General features: G+C 46.6%; 19 protein-coding genes. 16 read left to right on the plus strand and 3 right to left on the minus strand.

Annotation, left to right across the window (positions count from 1 at the left end; translation table 11 throughout):
* Positions 1-51 precede the first annotated feature (51 nt).
* From WDY75_RS10340 to WDY75_RS10400, 13 genes are all read left to right on the plus strand, one after another.
* Positions 52-882 carry a class I SAM-dependent methyltransferase gene (locus WDY75_RS10340; RefSeq protein ID WP_006211597.1) on the plus strand — a complete coding sequence of 277 codons (831 nt, stop codon included), beginning with the start codon at positions 52-54 and terminating at the stop codon, positions 880-882.
* Between the two features lie 185 nt (positions 883-1,067).
* Complete coding sequence (locus tag WDY75_RS10345) at positions 1,068-1,511, plus strand: GNAT family N-acetyltransferase (RefSeq protein ID WP_063480161.1); 444 nt, start codon at positions 1,068-1,070, stop codon at positions 1,509-1,511.
* Positions 1,512-1,746: 235 nt separating this feature from the next.
* Complete coding sequence (locus tag WDY75_RS10350) at positions 1,747-2,487, plus strand: SDR family NAD(P)-dependent oxidoreductase (protein WP_082834432.1); 741 nt, start codon at positions 1,747-1,749, stop codon at positions 2,485-2,487.
* A gap of 174 nt (positions 2,488-2,661) precedes the next feature.
* A complete protein-coding gene (locus WDY75_RS10355; protein WP_338842209.1) occupies positions 2,662-2,964 on the plus strand; it encodes a DUF6886 family protein in 303 nt (100 codons plus the stop codon).
* Positions 2,965-3,036: 72 nt separating this feature from the next.
* Positions 3,037-3,462 carry a GNAT family N-acetyltransferase gene (locus WDY75_RS10360; RefSeq protein WP_063480158.1) on the plus strand — a complete coding sequence of 142 codons (426 nt, stop codon included), beginning with the start codon at positions 3,037-3,039 and terminating at the stop codon, positions 3,460-3,462.
* A 36-nt stretch (positions 3,463-3,498) separates the two neighbouring features.
* A complete protein-coding gene (locus WDY75_RS10365; RefSeq protein WP_063480157.1) occupies positions 3,499-4,020 on the plus strand; it encodes a GrpB family protein in 522 nt (173 codons plus the stop codon).
* A 47-nt stretch (positions 4,021-4,067) separates the two neighbouring features.
* Positions 4,068-4,958, plus strand: coding sequence for a class I SAM-dependent methyltransferase (locus WDY75_RS10370; RefSeq protein ID WP_063480156.1), 891 nt, complete (start codon positions 4,068-4,070; stop codon positions 4,956-4,958).
* A gap of 226 nt (positions 4,959-5,184) precedes the next feature.
* Entirely contained in the window at positions 5,185-5,880 is a 696-nt protein-coding gene (locus tag WDY75_RS10375; protein ID WP_063480155.1) for a response regulator transcription factor, read from the plus strand.
* Positions 5,877-7,415 (plus strand): sensor histidine kinase, encoded by a 1,539-nt coding sequence (locus tag WDY75_RS10380; RefSeq protein ID WP_063480154.1) that lies wholly within the window; start codon positions 5,877-5,879, stop codon positions 7,413-7,415. The genes WDY75_RS10375 and WDY75_RS10380 overlap by 4 nt, the downstream gene beginning before the upstream one ends.
* A 176-nt stretch (positions 7,416-7,591) precedes the next feature.
* A complete protein-coding gene (locus tag WDY75_RS10385) occupies positions 7,592-8,800 on the plus strand; it encodes a hypothetical protein (protein WP_063480153.1) in 1,209 nt (402 codons plus the stop codon).
* Between the two features lie 91 nt (positions 8,801-8,891).
* Positions 8,892-9,581 carry a stalk domain-containing protein gene (locus WDY75_RS10390; protein ID WP_063480152.1) on the plus strand — a complete coding sequence of 230 codons (690 nt, stop codon included), beginning with the start codon at positions 8,892-8,894 and terminating at the stop codon, positions 9,579-9,581.
* A gap of 231 nt (positions 9,582-9,812) precedes the next feature.
* Entirely contained in the window at positions 9,813-10,046 is a 234-nt protein-coding gene (locus tag WDY75_RS10395; protein WP_006211589.1) for a hypothetical protein, read from the plus strand.
* A 214-nt stretch (positions 10,047-10,260) separates the two neighbouring features.
* Entirely contained in the window at positions 10,261-10,704 is a 444-nt protein-coding gene (locus tag WDY75_RS10400; RefSeq protein ID WP_063480151.1) for a GNAT family N-acetyltransferase, read from the plus strand.
* A gap of 141 nt (positions 10,705-10,845) precedes the next feature.
* Here WDY75_RS10400 and WDY75_RS10405 read toward each other — a convergent pair whose 3' ends face one another.
* On the minus strand, positions 10,846-12,030 hold the full coding sequence (locus WDY75_RS10405; RefSeq protein ID WP_063480150.1) for an S-layer homology domain-containing protein: 1,185 nt from the start codon (positions 12,028-12,030) through the stop codon (positions 10,846-10,848).
* A gap of 256 nt (positions 12,031-12,286) precedes the next feature.
* Between WDY75_RS10405 and WDY75_RS10410 the strand changes: the two genes are divergently transcribed.
* A complete protein-coding gene (locus WDY75_RS10410) occupies positions 12,287-12,964 on the plus strand; it encodes a class I SAM-dependent methyltransferase (RefSeq protein ID WP_063480149.1) in 678 nt (225 codons plus the stop codon).
* A gap of 41 nt (positions 12,965-13,005) precedes the next feature.
* Positions 13,006-13,479, plus strand: coding sequence for a DinB family protein (locus WDY75_RS10415; RefSeq protein ID WP_006211583.1), 474 nt, complete (start codon positions 13,006-13,008; stop codon positions 13,477-13,479).
* A gap of 88 nt (positions 13,480-13,567) precedes the next feature.
* Here the strand turns inward: WDY75_RS10415 and WDY75_RS10420 are convergent, their stop codons facing one another.
* Positions 13,568-15,136 (minus strand): acetamidase/formamidase family protein, encoded by a 1,569-nt coding sequence (locus tag WDY75_RS10420; protein WP_063480148.1) that lies wholly within the window; start codon positions 15,134-15,136, stop codon positions 13,568-13,570.
* 215 nt (positions 15,137-15,351) lie between these two features.
* On the minus strand, positions 15,352-16,836 hold the full coding sequence (locus WDY75_RS10425) for an endonuclease/exonuclease/phosphatase family protein (protein WP_063480147.1): 1,485 nt from the start codon (positions 16,834-16,836) through the stop codon (positions 15,352-15,354).
* 212 nt (positions 16,837-17,048) lie between these two features.
* Here WDY75_RS10425 and WDY75_RS10430 point away from each other — a divergent pair, with 212 nt between their 5' ends.
* Positions 17,049-17,411 carry a hypothetical protein gene (locus WDY75_RS10430; protein WP_063480146.1) on the plus strand — a complete coding sequence of 121 codons (363 nt, stop codon included), beginning with the start codon at positions 17,049-17,051 and terminating at the stop codon, positions 17,409-17,411.
* The last annotated feature ends 124 nt before the right edge of the window (positions 17,412-17,535 follow it).

The raw sequence follows: 17,535 nt of genomic DNA on the forward strand, positions 1-17,535 counted from the left end.
ATTAAACACGTTCCATCCAGTGGCTGAATGGAAAATAGGAGATGATGATCGTTGAACAAAGTAATCGATTATTATAATACGTTTGATGAATGGGGACGGTTGGATAGGGAGCCTGTTGAATTTATCGTTAATCTGCACCATATTTTGGCTATGTTACCTAAGAAAGGCCATGTGCTGGATAATGGAGCTGGTCCTGGGAAATATTCGATGGAGCTGGCGAAGAATGGTTTCGATGTTACCTTAACGGATCTTACGCCAAGACTGGTAGACATTTCGGTTGCAAAGGCAAAGGAATTGAATTTAGAAAAACAGTTTAAAGGCTTTCACAGTGCAGATGCCAAGGATTTGAGTATATTTCATGACGAATTATTCGATGCCTCGTTAATGATGGGACCGTTGTATCATTTGCAGTCGAGGGAAGATAGGGATACGGCAGTACAGGAATTGTACAGGGTTACTCGATCCGGCGGTTACGTATTCGTGGCTTTCATGACGAGAATCCGGCATTTAATGACTTCGTTAATGTACCCTGAACATTGGAAGCCTCATGATCATGTAAGCAGCATTAAGGAGTTTATGAAGACGGGAGTCTTTAATCATAGCGATGAAGGAAGGTTTACCGGAGCGTATTATTACAATATCGAGGATATCAAGCCGTTCATGGAATCGCATGGATTCGAAAGCATCAAGTTGATTGCGTCATCAAGCATAGCGGGGGCGCTCAAGCCGGAGCAGTTTGATTATTGGCGTTCTCGTGGGGAAGACGAATTCCATGAGGTTATGAAGATGATATACCAAGAAGCTGAGAATCCAAGCATCCTGGGGGTTTCATCTCATTTGTTGTATATTGGGCGGAAAAGAACAGAGCATCCGAGCATATAGAGGTTCTTGAATGAGAGAACTTTAGGAGGAATATGAAGATACGGATCCGAAGACTTTTTTTAAGTTACTAGGAGATATTAGAGATCATGTCTGTTGATCGGGTGAGGAAATAAGTGGATTTCAATGTACCGGTTTCGTGGGATACCTACATGATCATACATTGAGAAGGGGAGAACCATGAAAACATGACAAACCTAATCGTACACGAAGTGGCTGACCTGAATGCAGCAGACCTTACCGAGATTTTGAGGGAAAGTACGGAGGAAGGACATAGACACATCAATCGTTTACTCCGAGAATACATAACAGGAACGAACAGGTTTGATCAAGAGTCTGAGGCGTTGTTCGCATGTCGAATGGATCATAGATTGATCGGGATATGCGGATTGAACAGAGATCCTTATGCTGAGGCGAACATTGGCAGGGTTCGAAGGCTCTATGTGTTGAAGGAATTCCGTGGACATGGCGTAGGGCGAAGACTGGTTGAAGCTGTCATTCATATGGCAAGCAGCCATTATAGTAAACTTGTATTAAAAACAGATAATCCCCAAGCGAGTGAATTCTATAAGCGTTTAGGTTTTCGAGAGATTAGCAATAATGGCTTGGTCACACATGAACTCCAGTTTTGATCTAGTCTGTGAGATAAGCCACCTAACATTAGAAAGATGGAATTGTTGGTATCCCAACAGAAGCGTAACGGTTGGTGATTCTTTAGGAACAAAAAAGAAGGTACTGACATCTTAAGTCGCCATAATGGCGACTTTTTCATCATCTGGGATGAAGACAGGGGATTTGCCAATATTCGCGGCGAAGAAGTAGAAGAATATATTCTGAAGCAATCATTTTAGGATCATGGAGGTTCACATGAGCGGAAGTCAGTTCATCATCACAGGGACATCGAAAGGAATAGGCGAGCAACTGGCCTGTATGCTTGTCGAGAACGGGAATGTCGTGTATGGCATAGCGAGGGGAACATCGGATCGGCTAAGCAGCTCTGCCAATTATAGACACATTGCATACGATCTGAATGATACTTTGGGTCTTGAGAATGTAATGGACAGGCTATTTGAGTTGATTGACCCAGCCCATGCGGATATGATATGTCTCATTAATAATGCGTCGATGCTCGAACCGTTGAAGAGCATTGACTTGTGCGAACCGAAGGATATTCAGATGAACCTGCAGATCAGTCTGATCGCGCCAATGATCTTAACTTCCTCGTTTATCAAGAAAACGGAGGGGCTTTCCATTAGGAAGAAAATCATCAATATCTCGTCAGGATCAGGTGTTTATCCAGCACCCACCATGAGTGTGTATTGTACGGCGAAAGCCGGTATGAATATGTTTACGCAGAGTGTTGGAGCCGAGCAACGGAACCGACAGCACCCGGTAGAGATAATTGCGGTTAATCCCGGAATGGTGGAAACCGATATGCAGAGATTGGCCAGAAGCAAAAATGAGTCCGAATTTGACATGGCCCATGTTTTCGCGCAAGCGCACGAGTCTGGACAGCTGTTGTCTACGGAGGAAATCGGGTTGCATCTGCTGCATATCATCGACAAAGAGTTTGAACCTGGCCAGATTGTGAATTATAACGAGGTTTAAGGCGAAGGTGAAACAGTATATATAGGGTTTCTCGAATAGAGAAACTAGTCATTCATAGGAGGGATATACTCGTGCTCTATCATTTTAGCCAGGATTCGGATATTCAGAGATTTGAGCCCATGTGTGGAGGCTGGTGAGAAGACGAGTGAATCGGATATAGAGATGTTCTTCGGGATGTCAGGAACCCGCAGGATGTTTGCGATCGAAGCGGGGTGGTACGAAAGGGTTAGAAGAGGATACATTTGCCGTTATAGCTTTGATCCCGCTGATTTTGAATTATTTGATGCCAATGCAGGATATTATGTTGCCACGAACACAGTTGTCCCCATACATGTTGAACGGATGGATGATCTGGTGGCTTCAATATTGCAGGAAGGGATTGAGTTACGGGTTACCCCATCTCTCCAATTGCTGAAAGAGCGCATACTGTCTTCAACTGTGAATTTTTCGATGATTCGGATGAGGAATGCTGTTTAAGATTTTACAGTGGAAGAATGGAAGATGGTATATGTATGCCGCTGGATGGATGATTTGCTCTGACCAAGATGAATGATGATTAAACTGCCTAATTTGCTGCAATTGTACAGACATTTGCATGAACAAGATCCCGAATTGGAGCATAATGAACATTTGGCTGGATTATGGGATGAAATGATGCAGGATGATTATATTAACATTCTTGTGGTTGAGCTGGACGGGGAGCTGGTAGCAACGCGTGTACTGAATATATTGAAGAATTTAACTCGTAATGCAAGGCCGTATGCCTTGATTGAGAATGTGGTCACACATAAGGATTATAGAAGGCGAGGGCTTGGACGGAAGCTTCTGAATAAAGCCATTGAGATCTCACAGCAAAGAAATTGCTACAAAATGATGCTGCTGACAGGGCAGCCAGGGGAAGAAGTTCATCAGTTCTATCAAAGCCTAGGCTTTAGAAAAGATGTGAAGACAGGATATAATTTAAAACACGATTGAAGTAGATGATATATCAATTATCGGAGGAATAGGAGCATGGAAGAGGTCGTTGTCGCAGCGTACGATCCGGTATGGAGTCAAGCGTATGAACGGGAAAAATTAAAAATCATGTCTGCTCTGGAAGGACTCGATGTTCACATCGAACATATTGGGAGCACGTCCATCGAGGGCTTGGGATCAAAGCCGACCATCGATATGATGGCCGGTGTTTTTGAATTATCGCAGGTAAACGATCACTATATAAAGCGTCTGGCCGAGAGCGGATATGAATATGTTTTCAAACCGGAGTTCCCGGAGCGCTTGTTCTTTCGAAGAGGTCCATGGAGAGCGGGTACACATCATTTACATATCTACAAGTATCAAGGCTCGCAGTGGCACGATCAGATTCTGTTCAGGGAGTACCTGAAGAAACATTCGAAGACAAGGGATCAATACTATATGCTGAAAAAAAATCTCGAAATGCAATTCCGGCACGATCGGGTGGCCTACACCAACGGTAAGGCAGATTTCATCCGTGGCGTGATCGAACAGGCTCGAAGGGATATGGAGCTGTTTTAGCTTGTAGAAGATGAGGGGCATGTGAGTTTAAAAAGGGAGTGAGAGAGTTGGCCGAATATGAGTGGGATTCGAGGATTGAATACCTCAGAAATACGAGAGGGTTATATTACAATGATGACTACCTCGAGTTTCTTGTTACGACGGTGTGGAAGATAAACCGCGCCGTGAATATCGTTGATTACGGATGTGGTTATGGATATCTTGGACTTAAACTGCTGCCACTGTTACCTGCAGGCTCAACTTACACGGGCATCGATAAAGGTAATGATTTGCTGGAGGAAGCCAGAGATGTTTTTGGGAAGCTTCCTTATTCGACTGCATTCATTCAAGGAGATATTGAGCACATCGTAGCAGAGCGTGAATATGACATCGCACTCTGTCATGCTTTTCTGCTGCATATGAATCGTCCACAGACCATCCTTCAAAAGATGATCGACAGCGTACAAGACGGTGGCCTTGTTGTTTGTTTTGAACCACATTGGATCGCCAATGCAGCTAATTATGGCTTCGATGAATTACAGCATTCGGAGGTTGTACGTCTAGGGATATTGCAGAAGCTGTACGAAGCGGGTGCAAACGACAGTGGTAAAGACGGAAACATCGGCATCAAACTCCCGATACTTCTGAGCCAGCTCGGGCTGCGAAACGTCGAGTGCAGAGTGAGCGATAAAGTGAATTTTTTACATCGAAACATGGACGTTTCCGCCAAAGAACAGCTATTCCAATCGCTAAGAGAAGAGGGGATCGGACAAGAACCGGATGATCCCGCAACCATTGTGAAGCAGTTGATGCGGAGAGGTTTAACCGAGGAGGAAGCACAGGCGCAATACGCGGCAGAGCTCAGATTATTTCAGGAGTTTGATGAGAATTCGTATTTAACTTATGCACCGAATATGAAGATTTCTTTTGGCATGGTTAGAACAAATTCAACTTCTTAAGGAGTCCTATGCGTATTGGAGTAGCACGACATTTTAGAGTCAACCATAACCCGCAGCAAACTTGGATGACATCAAGCCAGTTCTAGGACAAAATGATTCCAAAAATAATTCATGGTTACAATTGTAATGAAACGGCTGCCCGCTTGTTGAAATATGATGCCGGATACGTTACCATCATTGAACTAACAATTGTCGTAATCGGCTAGGTAAAGGAGTCGTGAATGCGATGACCAAGGTACTTGTAGTAGATGATGAAGTCAGTATATCAAGCGCTGTGGCTTATGCGCTGCGAAGAGAAGGATACACGGTTGAGACGGCAGGGGATGGGCAAGAAGCGCTTGAACGAGTGGAATCGTTCCATCCCGACGTGATGGTGCTGGATGTGATGATGCCAAGGCTTAGCGGATATGATGTTTGCCGAAAGCTTGAGAACCGGCAGCGTCCGGCCATCCTGTTATTGACCGTAAAGGACGATATCGTTGATAAAGTGCTGGGATTGGAGCTCGGCGCGGACGATTATATGACCAAACCCTTTGATATGCGGGAGATCATTGCCCGAGTGAAGGCGTTGTCACGAAGAAGCCGAACAGTTGAGAGTATTCAGCAGCCAGCCTCGCCACAGAATGAAATCCGAATTTCGGGGCTTGTCATTAACCTGTTAAACCGTACCGTGCATGCCGAAGGCAAGTTGCTGGAGCTGACTCCGAAGGAGTTTGATCTTATAGCTCTCCTGGCACGAAACCCGGAGCGGGTATACTCCAGGGAGGCTTTGCTGGAGCAGGTATGGGATATGGACTTTGCAGGCGGGACACGTACGGTAGATATCCACGTTCAGAGACTGCGTAAGAAACTCGGAGATCTGCATGACGTGATTCAGACCGTGTATGGCATCGGATACAAAAGCACGGAGAGTCCAGCATGAGTCTAAGAAAGGTGCGTTTCGGCTTGAAGTGGAAGGTCGCACTGCTTCTTGCCTTGCTGCTGATCTCAGTGCTCGTTGTTCTGAGCACATTGGTTCTTGCGGGCATACGAGAGGACCAGCGCGTCCGCCTGGAGCAATCCTTCGCTCATGAAGCAGAAGCGGCCAATCTTCGGGTTCATCAGGAGTTTCTGACGAATACGAATAATGAAATGCAGCCGGATGCCTTTATGGAAAGCGTGGGTCAACGGCTTGCAGTGGATCTTGGATCGCAGAGCGGCATGGCTGTCACCTTGTATAAGCTGGATGGTACATTCACGGGGACCTCGCTTCCATTTCAGCCCAAAATGGATGTGAAGGATGCGCTTGCCCACACGGAAGAAGGACGTTCGGCTTATATTACCGAGGGTGATCAACTGCTCTACCTTGCTCCGCTTCGCAATATGGACGAGCAGATCGGAACCATTCAATTCCATGCTTCGCTTGCGGAGCAGCATGCTTTCTATGAGCGAATCCGCAAGCTGTTTCTCGTAACCGGCATGTCAGTACTGGCTGCCGGCTTCCTGATCGGTTATCTGTATGTCTGGCGCCAGGTTCATGTCATCAGCAGATTGAATTTGGCTGCACAGCAAATCGGCGAGGGAGCCTATCTTAGCGAGCCGACGGTCAAGCGGCAGGATGAGCTTGGTGAGCTGGGGCAAGGTATTTTTGAGATGAGCGGGAGAATATCCTCCTCTGTGAGCCAGCTCACAGAGGAGAAGTTGAAGCTGCTTGATGCGATTGAACGGCTGCAAGAGCTGGAACAACAGCAGAAGCAGTTTATCGGGAATATCAGCCATGAATTGAAGACGCCGCTCACTTCGATCCTTGCTTATGCAGATTTGCTTGATTTATATCGTGACGATCCTGAGCTTCTGGAAGAAGCGAGAACTCGGATTCGCAAGGAGGCCCAGCGTTTATACGGCCTGGTGGAGAAGGCGCTTCAGCTATCGTCCATGGATATTTATGAATTCGAAACCCATGCGGAATCCATAGAGCTGAAGCCGATCCTGGAGGAGGCGACAGCTCGTCTTCAGGCTAAGGCAGAGCAGAATAACATTACGATTCAATCCAATCTAACGGATGGCAAGGTATGGGCGGATGCGGATAATCTGATGCATATGATGTTGAACCTGCTGGATAACGGAATTAAATATAACAAGCCCGGTGGAACCGTTACGTTGACAAACGAGGTGCAGGATCAACAAGGCGTTGATCGTATGGTGATTCGTGTCAGCGATACAGGAATCGGAATTCCGGATCATGCCAGAGAACGGCTCTTCGATCCGTTTTATACAGTGAGCAGTGACCGATCCAGAGTTTATGGGGGGACTGGCCTGGGGTTATCGCTGGTACGCAGCCTGGCCGAGAAACAGCACGGCTCTGTACATTTAACGGAGACGGGATCGGGCGGCTCTACCTTTATAATTACCTTGCCGATGGATCGGCCGCGTCCAGAGGAGATTAGATCAGCAGAAGAAAGTCCAGACTTGGAATAAGGGTCTGGGCCTTTTTTTGTATAGCAGCACATATGTTTACAAGTTCGTTACAAGCCCGATATGTTATCGATATATTCGCACTCTATACTGAGATCAACAGGGAAACATGAGGCATGCTAAGACATGGTGCTGCTGCCGAAGCTCCCTTTAGGGACCATTTGTAGGAGGAACCTGTTATGAAAAATGTAGTAGGAAAGCATTGTGCCCGATTATTGCCGGTTGTTGTTCTCGCCGCTGCGCTGTCTGCCTGCCAGTCCCAGGATCGGTTAACGATTGTGGAACCGGGCGGCAGCCCTAATATTCAACCACCTGTCTCAAACGCTGGCAGCAATGCTTCGGAGGAGCGCAAGCTCACGGTAGTGGAAGGATCAAGAGGGGGGACGAGTCGGGAATTGGTTGTGAATCAGACCCATCGAATCCCATCATCGAACATTGAGGCGTGGTTGTCCGAGAATGAAGTACGGGTTACCACCACCAAAATGGTGAAGGAAGCAACCGAAACGGAAGAACCGAAGTATGCTTATACCACGGAAGCCGTGAATGTAAGCACAGGCGAGCGCCGCGAGATCAAGAATCATGAAGAACAGCATCCAGGTGAACATTACGTCAAGGAAGATGCATCACCGGACGGTAAATACAGTTTCATTCAGAAGTGGAGGGATAAGTACACGGCGGACAATTATATGAAGGATTTGAGCACAGGCAAAAGTGTACTGGTGAAGGGTAACAATTATATGGAGGTGGGGGGTTGGCTCAATTCCGATACCTATGTCCTTGCAGCAGGCTCCATGAGCGGCAAAGGGGAGATTCGTCTTATTTCCACGGACGGTTCATATGAGACCATTTCAATCGAAGATGAGGATGTTGAATCGTATAACCAATTTGGGGCTAGTAAAGGCCGGATATATTATACGGATGTGAACCAAGTGCTTAAGGTTGTTGAACCGGGACAGTCGAAGCCTGTGAGACTCATTGAAAACGTATGGAGCTTTGAGATATCGCCGGACAGCGAATACATCGCCGTCTCTACCGCCACGAAAACGGACGGAGAACAAGGCAGCGAGCTGTTAATTTATGACGCGGCTGGTCGTCTGCAAGGCACGCTTATCGGAAAAGGCGATATGATCTCTTATTTATCCTGGTCGCCGGACTCCTCCAAATTAGCCTTCGACGTCTATTCTGAGAATGAGAGCGGAATGAACGGTGTGTATGTTTTTAATACGGCTTCCGGGAAGGTAAGCTGGATGGCGCCCTATTATTCCTCGGTTCATCCTGCCGCCCATCCTCAATATCCTCTGAATTGGAGTCCGACAGGAAAAAGACTGGGAATTACGATTGAGGATAAGGAAGCTTTAATTGCGACTCACGTCATCGATTTTAAATAAAAATATCGCATATAACCATTTTATGGATGAACGATCAACCATTTACTCATCGGCTTGAAATGTCGGTGAGACTACGAGAGGAATGAAGAGAATGAAACAGCTGAGAAAATCAATGGTGGCAGTTGCCGTATTAGGTATGACATTAACGGGAGCAGTCGGCGTATATGCAGGAGCGAACCTGGAGAAAATCTCGGCTTACCTGAATCATAGCATTGGCATCAAAGTCGAAGGTACAGCCTATAACACAGGTGGGAAGCTGACCCCTATCACCTATAAAAACACTACGTATCTCCCTGTTCGCGCGATTGCGGACGTGCTGAATGTTCCTGTTCAGTACGATGCGAAGAATAACCAGGTGCTGATCGGAAGCCATTCTGGAAACGGACAGACGTCCGAGCTCACCACAGTGAAATACAGCGACGCCCAGTTAAAAGAAATCAAAAGCGCATTCGCTAAATTCGATGGTTTCACAACACCCTATGCTCCTAATCAGATGATCCAAGGGGATGTGTACCAAAAGACAGGGACATCGGAAGATGGAGTCAATATGGTATTTAAACATATGACGGTCTATATCTCCCCAAGAGACTACTCTCACGGGTATGACAGCACACCCGTAACACTGTCCAACGGAACCAAAGCTAAATGGTATACGCCGGATGATACGGCTATGCTGGGATTCCAATTCCATGATCGCTACGTAACGATCAGCTCACCGGATCATTCCTTAAGCAAAGCACAGCTGGAAAAGGTGGCTGTAAGTGTCGCTCAAGTGAAGTAATATATAGAGACTATAGAAGAGATATGAATGAGAGATTGAAAAAGGTTGAACAGCGGTTCATACAAAGAAGCAAGCAGGATCCTGTACAGGATCCTGCTTGCTTTTTCATTGTACTAGAATAAGTCCTCAGAGATATTTCCTGGGCAATCTATTCTGGTAAACGATGGGATTTCATGGAGCGAATAGTTCAAATAGAGTTTTCAAACACGTTGCAATAACAGGTATCCGCTAATGTTGGATGTTCTTTTGCGGAATACGATTTTGAATCCTACATCATTATCCAGCAAGCAGGCCAAGGCTGTGCTTAATAATGCATTCGGTGTCAAATCTGCTCTGCAAGGTGAAGAGCTGCCGATTACGCGCGCAGCAAGAATTCTGCGAGGAGAGCCAACAACGAGAGGGTTTCTTGACCAGTTGATTAATACAAGATCCGGCTGGGGAACAGCATTGACAGAAGCCATATGAATCACCTCTTCACTATAGTAGAATCACTATAGTAAATGATAAAGTGTTCCGATATGTGCTAAATAAAAGGCGGAGCGGTTTATATAACCTGCCGTTTGGGACGGGAAGACTTTATCTAAATCCGTTTAATCCCACATAAACTTGGGATCTGTATGGTATTATTTGGATGGGTGTGTTATGGAAGGAATTTGTGGGTGAGTGAAAGGAGTATGACATGATTAGACTGCAACCTGTTAACCAGGAGAATTGGACGGAATGCATTAAACTGAAAGCGAAACCGGAGCAGGAAAGCTTTATTGCTTCCAATCTGTATTCGATTGCCCAGTTCCAATTCCTTGAGAATTTTGAGGCGATGGCTATTTACAATGATCAGACGATGGTCGGTTTTGCAATGTACGGCTTGGATTCGGATGACGGAAACTACTGGATTTATCGATACATGATAGATGGGCATCATCAAGGGAAGGGGTACGGCAAAGAGGCTTTGCGGTTCATAATTGAAGAAATCCGCAACAAACCTGATCGGACGAATGTCCTCATGCTGAGTTTTGACCCGAAGAACCAACAGGCAAGACAGCTGTACGTGAAAGCAGGTTTTGAGGAGATCGGGGTTATGCCGTGGTCTGCAGGAGAATCTGTAGCCAAACTTAATTTATAATTCGAGAGGTAACCTGAGGGAGACTGATGTACCAGGATGCAAACAACGAATCGCTGCAGCTGTTTTCTAATAGGAAAGGGAGTGTTAGCTGTATACAACAGCTGCACTCCCTTTGTATTGAGCTAATGATAGATTGGGCTCTTATTCCAATAATTTGGTGAAGTCCTGTAAGGTATCGGCATAATAATACTGAACTTCAATGCTATTATTATCGTTGGTGGCTTTTTGACCCTTGCTCCGAATGATTGGAAAGAATTCTGCATAGTGTGCGCCATTCAGGGATATTCGAACAGGCTGTTTAGGATTGCTCAATTGTTCGTAAGTGTAATAGGAAGGCTCCCCGTTTATGTTGATCTGCAAGTCGAGTTTCTCTGAAGCGTTCATGGCGAGATAGAACTCCGAGGCGCCATCGGGATTCATCAGAGCAAAATCAGAAACCGGACTTACTCCGTGTCCCGATCGCGATCCTGCATACATGTAGACTTTTGTTCCGTTCGGAATGAGATCGTCCTGCGACGGTGCCTTAATATAGCTGGCGCCTTCATAGTAGTTGTATATGCGATGCAGAATGACCGAGGTTTCGGCTAAGGTCACCTTTTGATCTGGACGAAAATATCCTTTTGCGTCGGGCTTCATGATGCCAGCCTCGACAAAACCGAGCAGGGCATAGGCTTTGACGTAATCAAGGTCCGAAGCTAGCGAAGGCCCCCATTTTTTGTCTTGCAGCAACCCAATTTCAGGCGCTAACGGCTGATAAGCATACTTCCATTTTTCATATTGGTTGTAGGAATTGAAATATCTCTTGGGGATATCCTTAAACGAACGAAGTCTGGCAATATCTTCACCCTCCGGTAGTACCAGTGCGTAACCGATATCTTTAAAGAGCGCATTCAGCGTAATCAACAGGTCCCAGCGTGTTAACACTTTCTCCGGCTGGTAAGTGAATGTTTCATTGTGATAATTTATTTTGTCGGCTGCTTCAATTAGCCCGCTAGAGATGCTGCCGTAAACATCCTTGAAAATGGGATAGGACGAGTGTCCATTGGGCACGCCCGGAATGTTGACTTTCTTGTCGCTGGGAACCCGGAACTCGGGAAACAGCCGATGAACCATAAGTGTAAGATCGGTCTTGGTCACCATCTTGCCTAATGTTTGGGTTCGATACTCCATATTCTCAAATACCCCTTGAGACCTAAGAAAATCAACGGATTTCTCGGCCCAGGCATATTTGGATGTGCTGGGTTCCGCTGCACTTGCCATAGACGTCATGCATAGTGATAGAATAAGAGTTAAAGCGAATAATCGGCGCCACCTTTTTAACAACATGATTGCCTCCTGTATGTCTCTATGTATTGGTTTTATATTCCACTATTGTAGACGACAAATTATGACAATATCAATTGTTTTTTATTACGAAAGACCTATTTAGGGGTTTTTAATAGAAGAGTGGCCGTTGACTTTATCATTCAAAATGGTAATATTTTAACTCATTAGATCAAGTGAGTATTTCTGCTTATTCATATAACAACAGGATTCTGCTATCTTTAAATAGGATTGCATCTGATGACGGAGGAGGGAACGCATGGGAATAGATTGGTACGACATGATCGCACGCCGGAACGGTGGATACCAAGGAAGAGCGAAATACACGGTGGTCGGAAGGTCGGCTGAGGACGTGTACGAGGAGCGATTGGTAGAGATGCTGCCAACATTTCGTTCGGTGCTGGATGCAGGCTGCGGACATGGTGAATTCACGCTCAAAATGTCCAGACATGCAGAGCAAATCACAGGTTTTGACAACTCCGCTGAGATGATTCGAATATCCCAATCCCTACTGGAATCCAGCGGAATCGGTAATGTTGAATTTGTGTATGCCACCACGAAGGCGGAGCTGCCTTTTCATGATGGCCAGTTTGATTTCATCTATGATCGGCGGGGTCCAACCTCCATCCTGGAGCATCCGCGAATTCTGTGTTCTGGCGGAACCATCTTCGGCATACATACTGATGTGACTGACGTGAGAAGACGATTGTCCGAGAATGGCTACGTTGATGTAACGATCGAAGAATTTAATGAAGCGGTAACTTACTTCCCGAGTGGGGTTGAATTTGCATTAAATTTGTCGGATACGCCTGGTAATCCCGATTTCACCTTGCCGGAACGAAAGGGTGAGCTTGAAGCCAAGATACGGGAGAATCAGATCGATGGGCGGCTGGGGGTCCGTGAGCTCAAATATATATGGAAGGCAACGAAGGCATGAAACAAAGATCTTTTATCATACCTGATAAGGAGTGATTGGATATGGATCATGATTTCAACCGACAATGGCTGATTACGAAGTTCGACAACATCCGCAGCCGTACGCTCAAAGTGCTGGTGCAGTTGAACGATGAGCAAGTCAATTGGAGGCCAAGACCTTCAAGTTTAAGCATATCTACGCTGATCAGGCATATCGATGGCAATATGAAGGAGCGAGTAACGAAGGGGATTCTGCATCAAGACGTTATGCGGAACCGGGAGGAAGAATTGACCCAGACGTTTGTAAGCCGGGATGATTTGATCCAAATCGTGAAGAACCGGTTCCAGTTCCTTATAGACACAGTCAGCTCCATGTCGAATGACGATTTTGAACAGGTTCAATCGGTAAGGGGGACGGAGAGAACGAATCTGGATATTCTGCATCAATGTGCGACGCATTATTCGGAGCATATGGGTCAAATTTTTTATATCGCCAAACAGTGTTTAGAGGTCCAATATAAATCCACATCGATTTAACATGAAAGTCCCCCTTAGCTGGTGTGTATGTCCAGCTGTTTAGGGGGACTTTTTGAATTGAGAAATATTCAATTAAGAAAAAATGAGATCAATCCAGCGGAGGGGTTACGCTGGCCTTCAGCTCATTCCCGCTGGTGGTCCAGTTCACATGGGCTCCAAATAGAACGGGAATACTCCGGATCGGAATCAGGGTGACGCCGTCCTTCATCATTGCGGCATCGCTGTTGTAGACCGCCTTGCCATCCATTTCAAAGATAGCCTGCCCGATCGGGATCGTCACAGTCTTGCCGTCGGCTGAAGCAAGGGCGGCATATTTCTTAGGGTCCCACTTCACTTCATATCCCAAACCCTCAGCCACCGAGCGAAGGGGAACGTAGAACTCGTCATTAATGATGGAGGAAGGCAGGGTGGAGCCATGGATGGCGATGGAGAGCTTGAGATTGTTGATGAAATGCCTCTTATGGATGAGGGCATGTATTCCCTTCGTTTTGTCCACAACCTGGGAGACTTCGTAGTCCGTGGCGGCACTCATGTAAGCATAGGCGGTTGCGCGATCCATTCCAAGCTTCTCATTCAGGAAACCAAGCGCTTCACGTACCGCTTCCTTCATGGCCTCATCCAGATCTGCGTCAAGACCGACGGGAATCCAGTAATCCTCGGTTTCGGCAAAAGGCTGCTTGAGCTCGGCTCGCGGAAGGGAGGGATCTCCCGGCTTTAGCACAGTTAATCGGAAGGTACCGCGAAGGGAGGCCTCCATCGCAGTCAATGCGACTTCGCCGTCTCCTTGTGCAAAGTGAGGGTCTCCGGTATAGAAGAGTCCGCCTTTAACCTGGATCGGCAGATACAGGGTCGAGCCGACACCGAGCTCGTTGATATCGATATTCCCTCCCGTTTCGATCGGCGGGACACTGCTTACTTTTTCGCTGGTATCTGGCGCCACGCCCATAAGGCCCATGAAAGGTTTAAGGGGAAAGCGAACCTGGCCGCCCTTTTCAATGGGAAGCACGCCATAGAGCTTGCCGTTGATTTCTTCTACCGGTGTAAATTTGGATATATTTTGATATAACTCGGGATTCGCCGCGTTTGCTCCTTCCTTGCGCCCCTCATTCTCTGGATATTCACCGGGAAGTGCGCCCTTGTAATGCCGATTGGAAATGACGCCATAGGGAACTCGGGGAGTAAGAGACAGCACTTCAACCTTCAATACGTCACCAGGCTCAGCCCCTTGAATGTCGATGGGCCCCGTTACCACATGCGGACCATCTGCGTCAAAATCATGCGGAAGATCAGATGCGGCAATCGCTTTAGCATCATTAAGCACCTGATCCGGCTGGATACCGAACGAAGCAAAATACTTCTCCGGATCCCGTCCTTGGTCTTCGAGAATTCCCTCATGGGATAATGTATCAAAAGTGATGGTGCTGCCGGAGGAGACAGTCAGGATGGATTTGCTGTCCCGATTCGGCAGAAACCCCCAGCTGATGTTCTCCAGGGAACTGGGAACGTAATAATCCGCTTTGATCTGATCTTTGCTAACGGATTGCAGGATAGGAAACGACGTATTCCCTGCGGCATGTGCGGGTACAGCTGTCAACAAAGAGAGGCTGCATAAAGCAACAGTTAGTGATCTACGCGTTGTTGTTCTCATTAATGGCATATTATCTCCCCTAACTCGTATGTATAATATCAATCTAGCAGCATTATACATCGGAATTATGAGAATTAACAATATTTATGTAATATATTATAACATAAATAGGATGAATTAATTACATAGAACTAAATGGTATAAGTTGAATTACCTAAAAAACCTTCCATACCCCTTGTAATACGGAAGGTTCATGGAAGGTTTGAGTGATCTTCATAATCATTTTAAGGCTGACCAGGCGAAGGGGCTTGGTGAGTCTCCTTTTTCTGCATGATGCTGGTAAGCGGCAGAGGCTCCAGGTAGGTGATCGATTCGTTGACGCCGGCATCCAGCTGCCCGTTATTGAATTGCACTCCGACGAGATGCGTACCCGAAGGGGATGAAATACCTAACGAGCGTCCACTGGTGGAGGTGCCGTTCAATCCCTGATTGTTGCCCGGCGTGAAGACGGCAAGCAGCTGAGAAGGCGAGAGGTCGTTCTCATTCGCGTTATAGTCGGCAAGGAACTGCTCCCTGCTCAGGTCATAACAGCAAGGCTGCTTCTTGATCCAGATGACCTTGGTTTCGTTGGGACGAATGATGGTGTCCGTGCTGTATCGGTCCTTTGCAATCGTCCAGCGGTTGGACTTCGATTTGTCGAATGGAAGAGCAGGGTCGTAATAATAGTAGATTTGGTACCCTTCCAGATCGATCTCCCGGTCATGGGGATTGTAAATCTCCACATAATTATAATTGCCTTGATCGCTGGAGTTAGCCACGACTTCCGTGATGTGCAGGGCGGTGGTCAAAGGGAGCTTGGGTACTGTTTCCTCCGTGGTTTTGTTGGTCTTCTGCAGCGTGCCCGTGATCATGATCGGATAATGGTCGCTTGGGTATTGCCCCTCCTCATTGTAATTAATAATCTCGCTGTGCAGGACATTCCATCCCGTGCTATGCAGAATCCAGTCAATCCGGTTACCGCTGCCGCCACCCGTAGGGTCCTTGTAATTATGGAAGGTCCCCAGGTCATCGTTAGTATGCTTCTTGGCGGTGATGTGTCCATCCGACAGCCCATTGCTTGTAAAAATAGAATACGTATCGCTTCCCGGAACGGTATTGAAATCGCCCGTCATAACCACGGGGATATCTGGTGCAAAGCCCTTCATTTTATCGATAATGAGCGCTGCGCTCTTCTGCCGGGAAACCTCGGATTGATGATCCAGATGCGTGTTTACCATATAAAAGGTTTTGCCGTTCCTCAGGTCCTGGAAGCGGACCCAGGTTACCATGCGCGGGATCTGATTTCCCCAGCTTGCAGAGCTGATGATCTGCGGGGTGTCCGACAGCCAAAAGTGCGACTGCTCCAAAGGCTTAAGCCGATCCATTTTATAAAAAACAGCCATATATTCTCCTAACTCCCCGCCTTCGCGGCCAACTCCGATTCGGCCATATCCCGGGAGGTCGTTCTCCAAATCAACGATTTGGCGGTGAAGGCCTTCCTGAGTTCCGATGACATCCGGTTGATTCTCTAATATCAAGTTCCTCATCACCGGTCGCCGGTTCTCCCATGGCTGATCATCATTCGCAGCATAGCGCAGGTTAAAACTCATGATCCGCAGTGGACCTGATGAAGTTTCAGCTGTGCCTGCCGGCGCACTGGCAGCGGAGAGAGACGTTGTTGTCAGAAATGTAAGCATCATGAACAGGCTGGTGATTTTGGGGATTCTCATAAGGGTTCCTCCTTTGTCATGTGCGAGACTCGTAAATCTTCTAAAAATTAGATGTATCCTGCTGTCCTCCTTTCCTGATTTGCCCATATCATAACCTATTTCTGGCAGGCAGCGTATTTACAATATTTTAGGTTTTTGCTTTGGTTTTGGATGTTCGTGGAGGAAATGGGTGAGCGTATACGGAATATATGGATGAATCGAGGTGATAAATTTTGAAGCCATTGAATTACAGCGCATTGATCAGTTCTTTGATTATCGGAATATCCATCGTTGCCGCCAGTTTCATCCTTCAGGGTGCTGAGGATTCAAAGTATGTGCCTGCCGTTACAGAAGGAGCTGATTCTGTGCAAACCGATCCTCCGTTAATGACTCTTGAACAAACAGCGGAGTTCTTGAACCTTACCGAGTATCAGGTGAAGAGCATCATTTCATCCGACAATGCGCTAAGAGAGCAGGGAGCATCAGAAGGTATGCCTTTTCCTTATATAGTAGTACAAAACGAAATGTACGTTAGCAAGCTGGGACTTATCTCATGGCTTGATGAGGCAACGCGGAACAGACGAAGATTTGAATAGAATCTTGCAAGTGCCTGAGGTCAATAAACTAAAGTTAAGCCGAGAGTAATAATCGACTCAACCGGAGGTTGAATATCAGGAACCGGCGTTCTACTGCTGCGTTATACTTTTTGGTTAAAGATTG

The organism is Paenibacillus glucanolyticus (genome assembly GCF_037333485.1).
GTDB lineage: Bacteria > Bacillota > Bacilli > Paenibacillales > Paenibacillaceae > Paenibacillus_AQ > Paenibacillus_AQ glucanolyticus.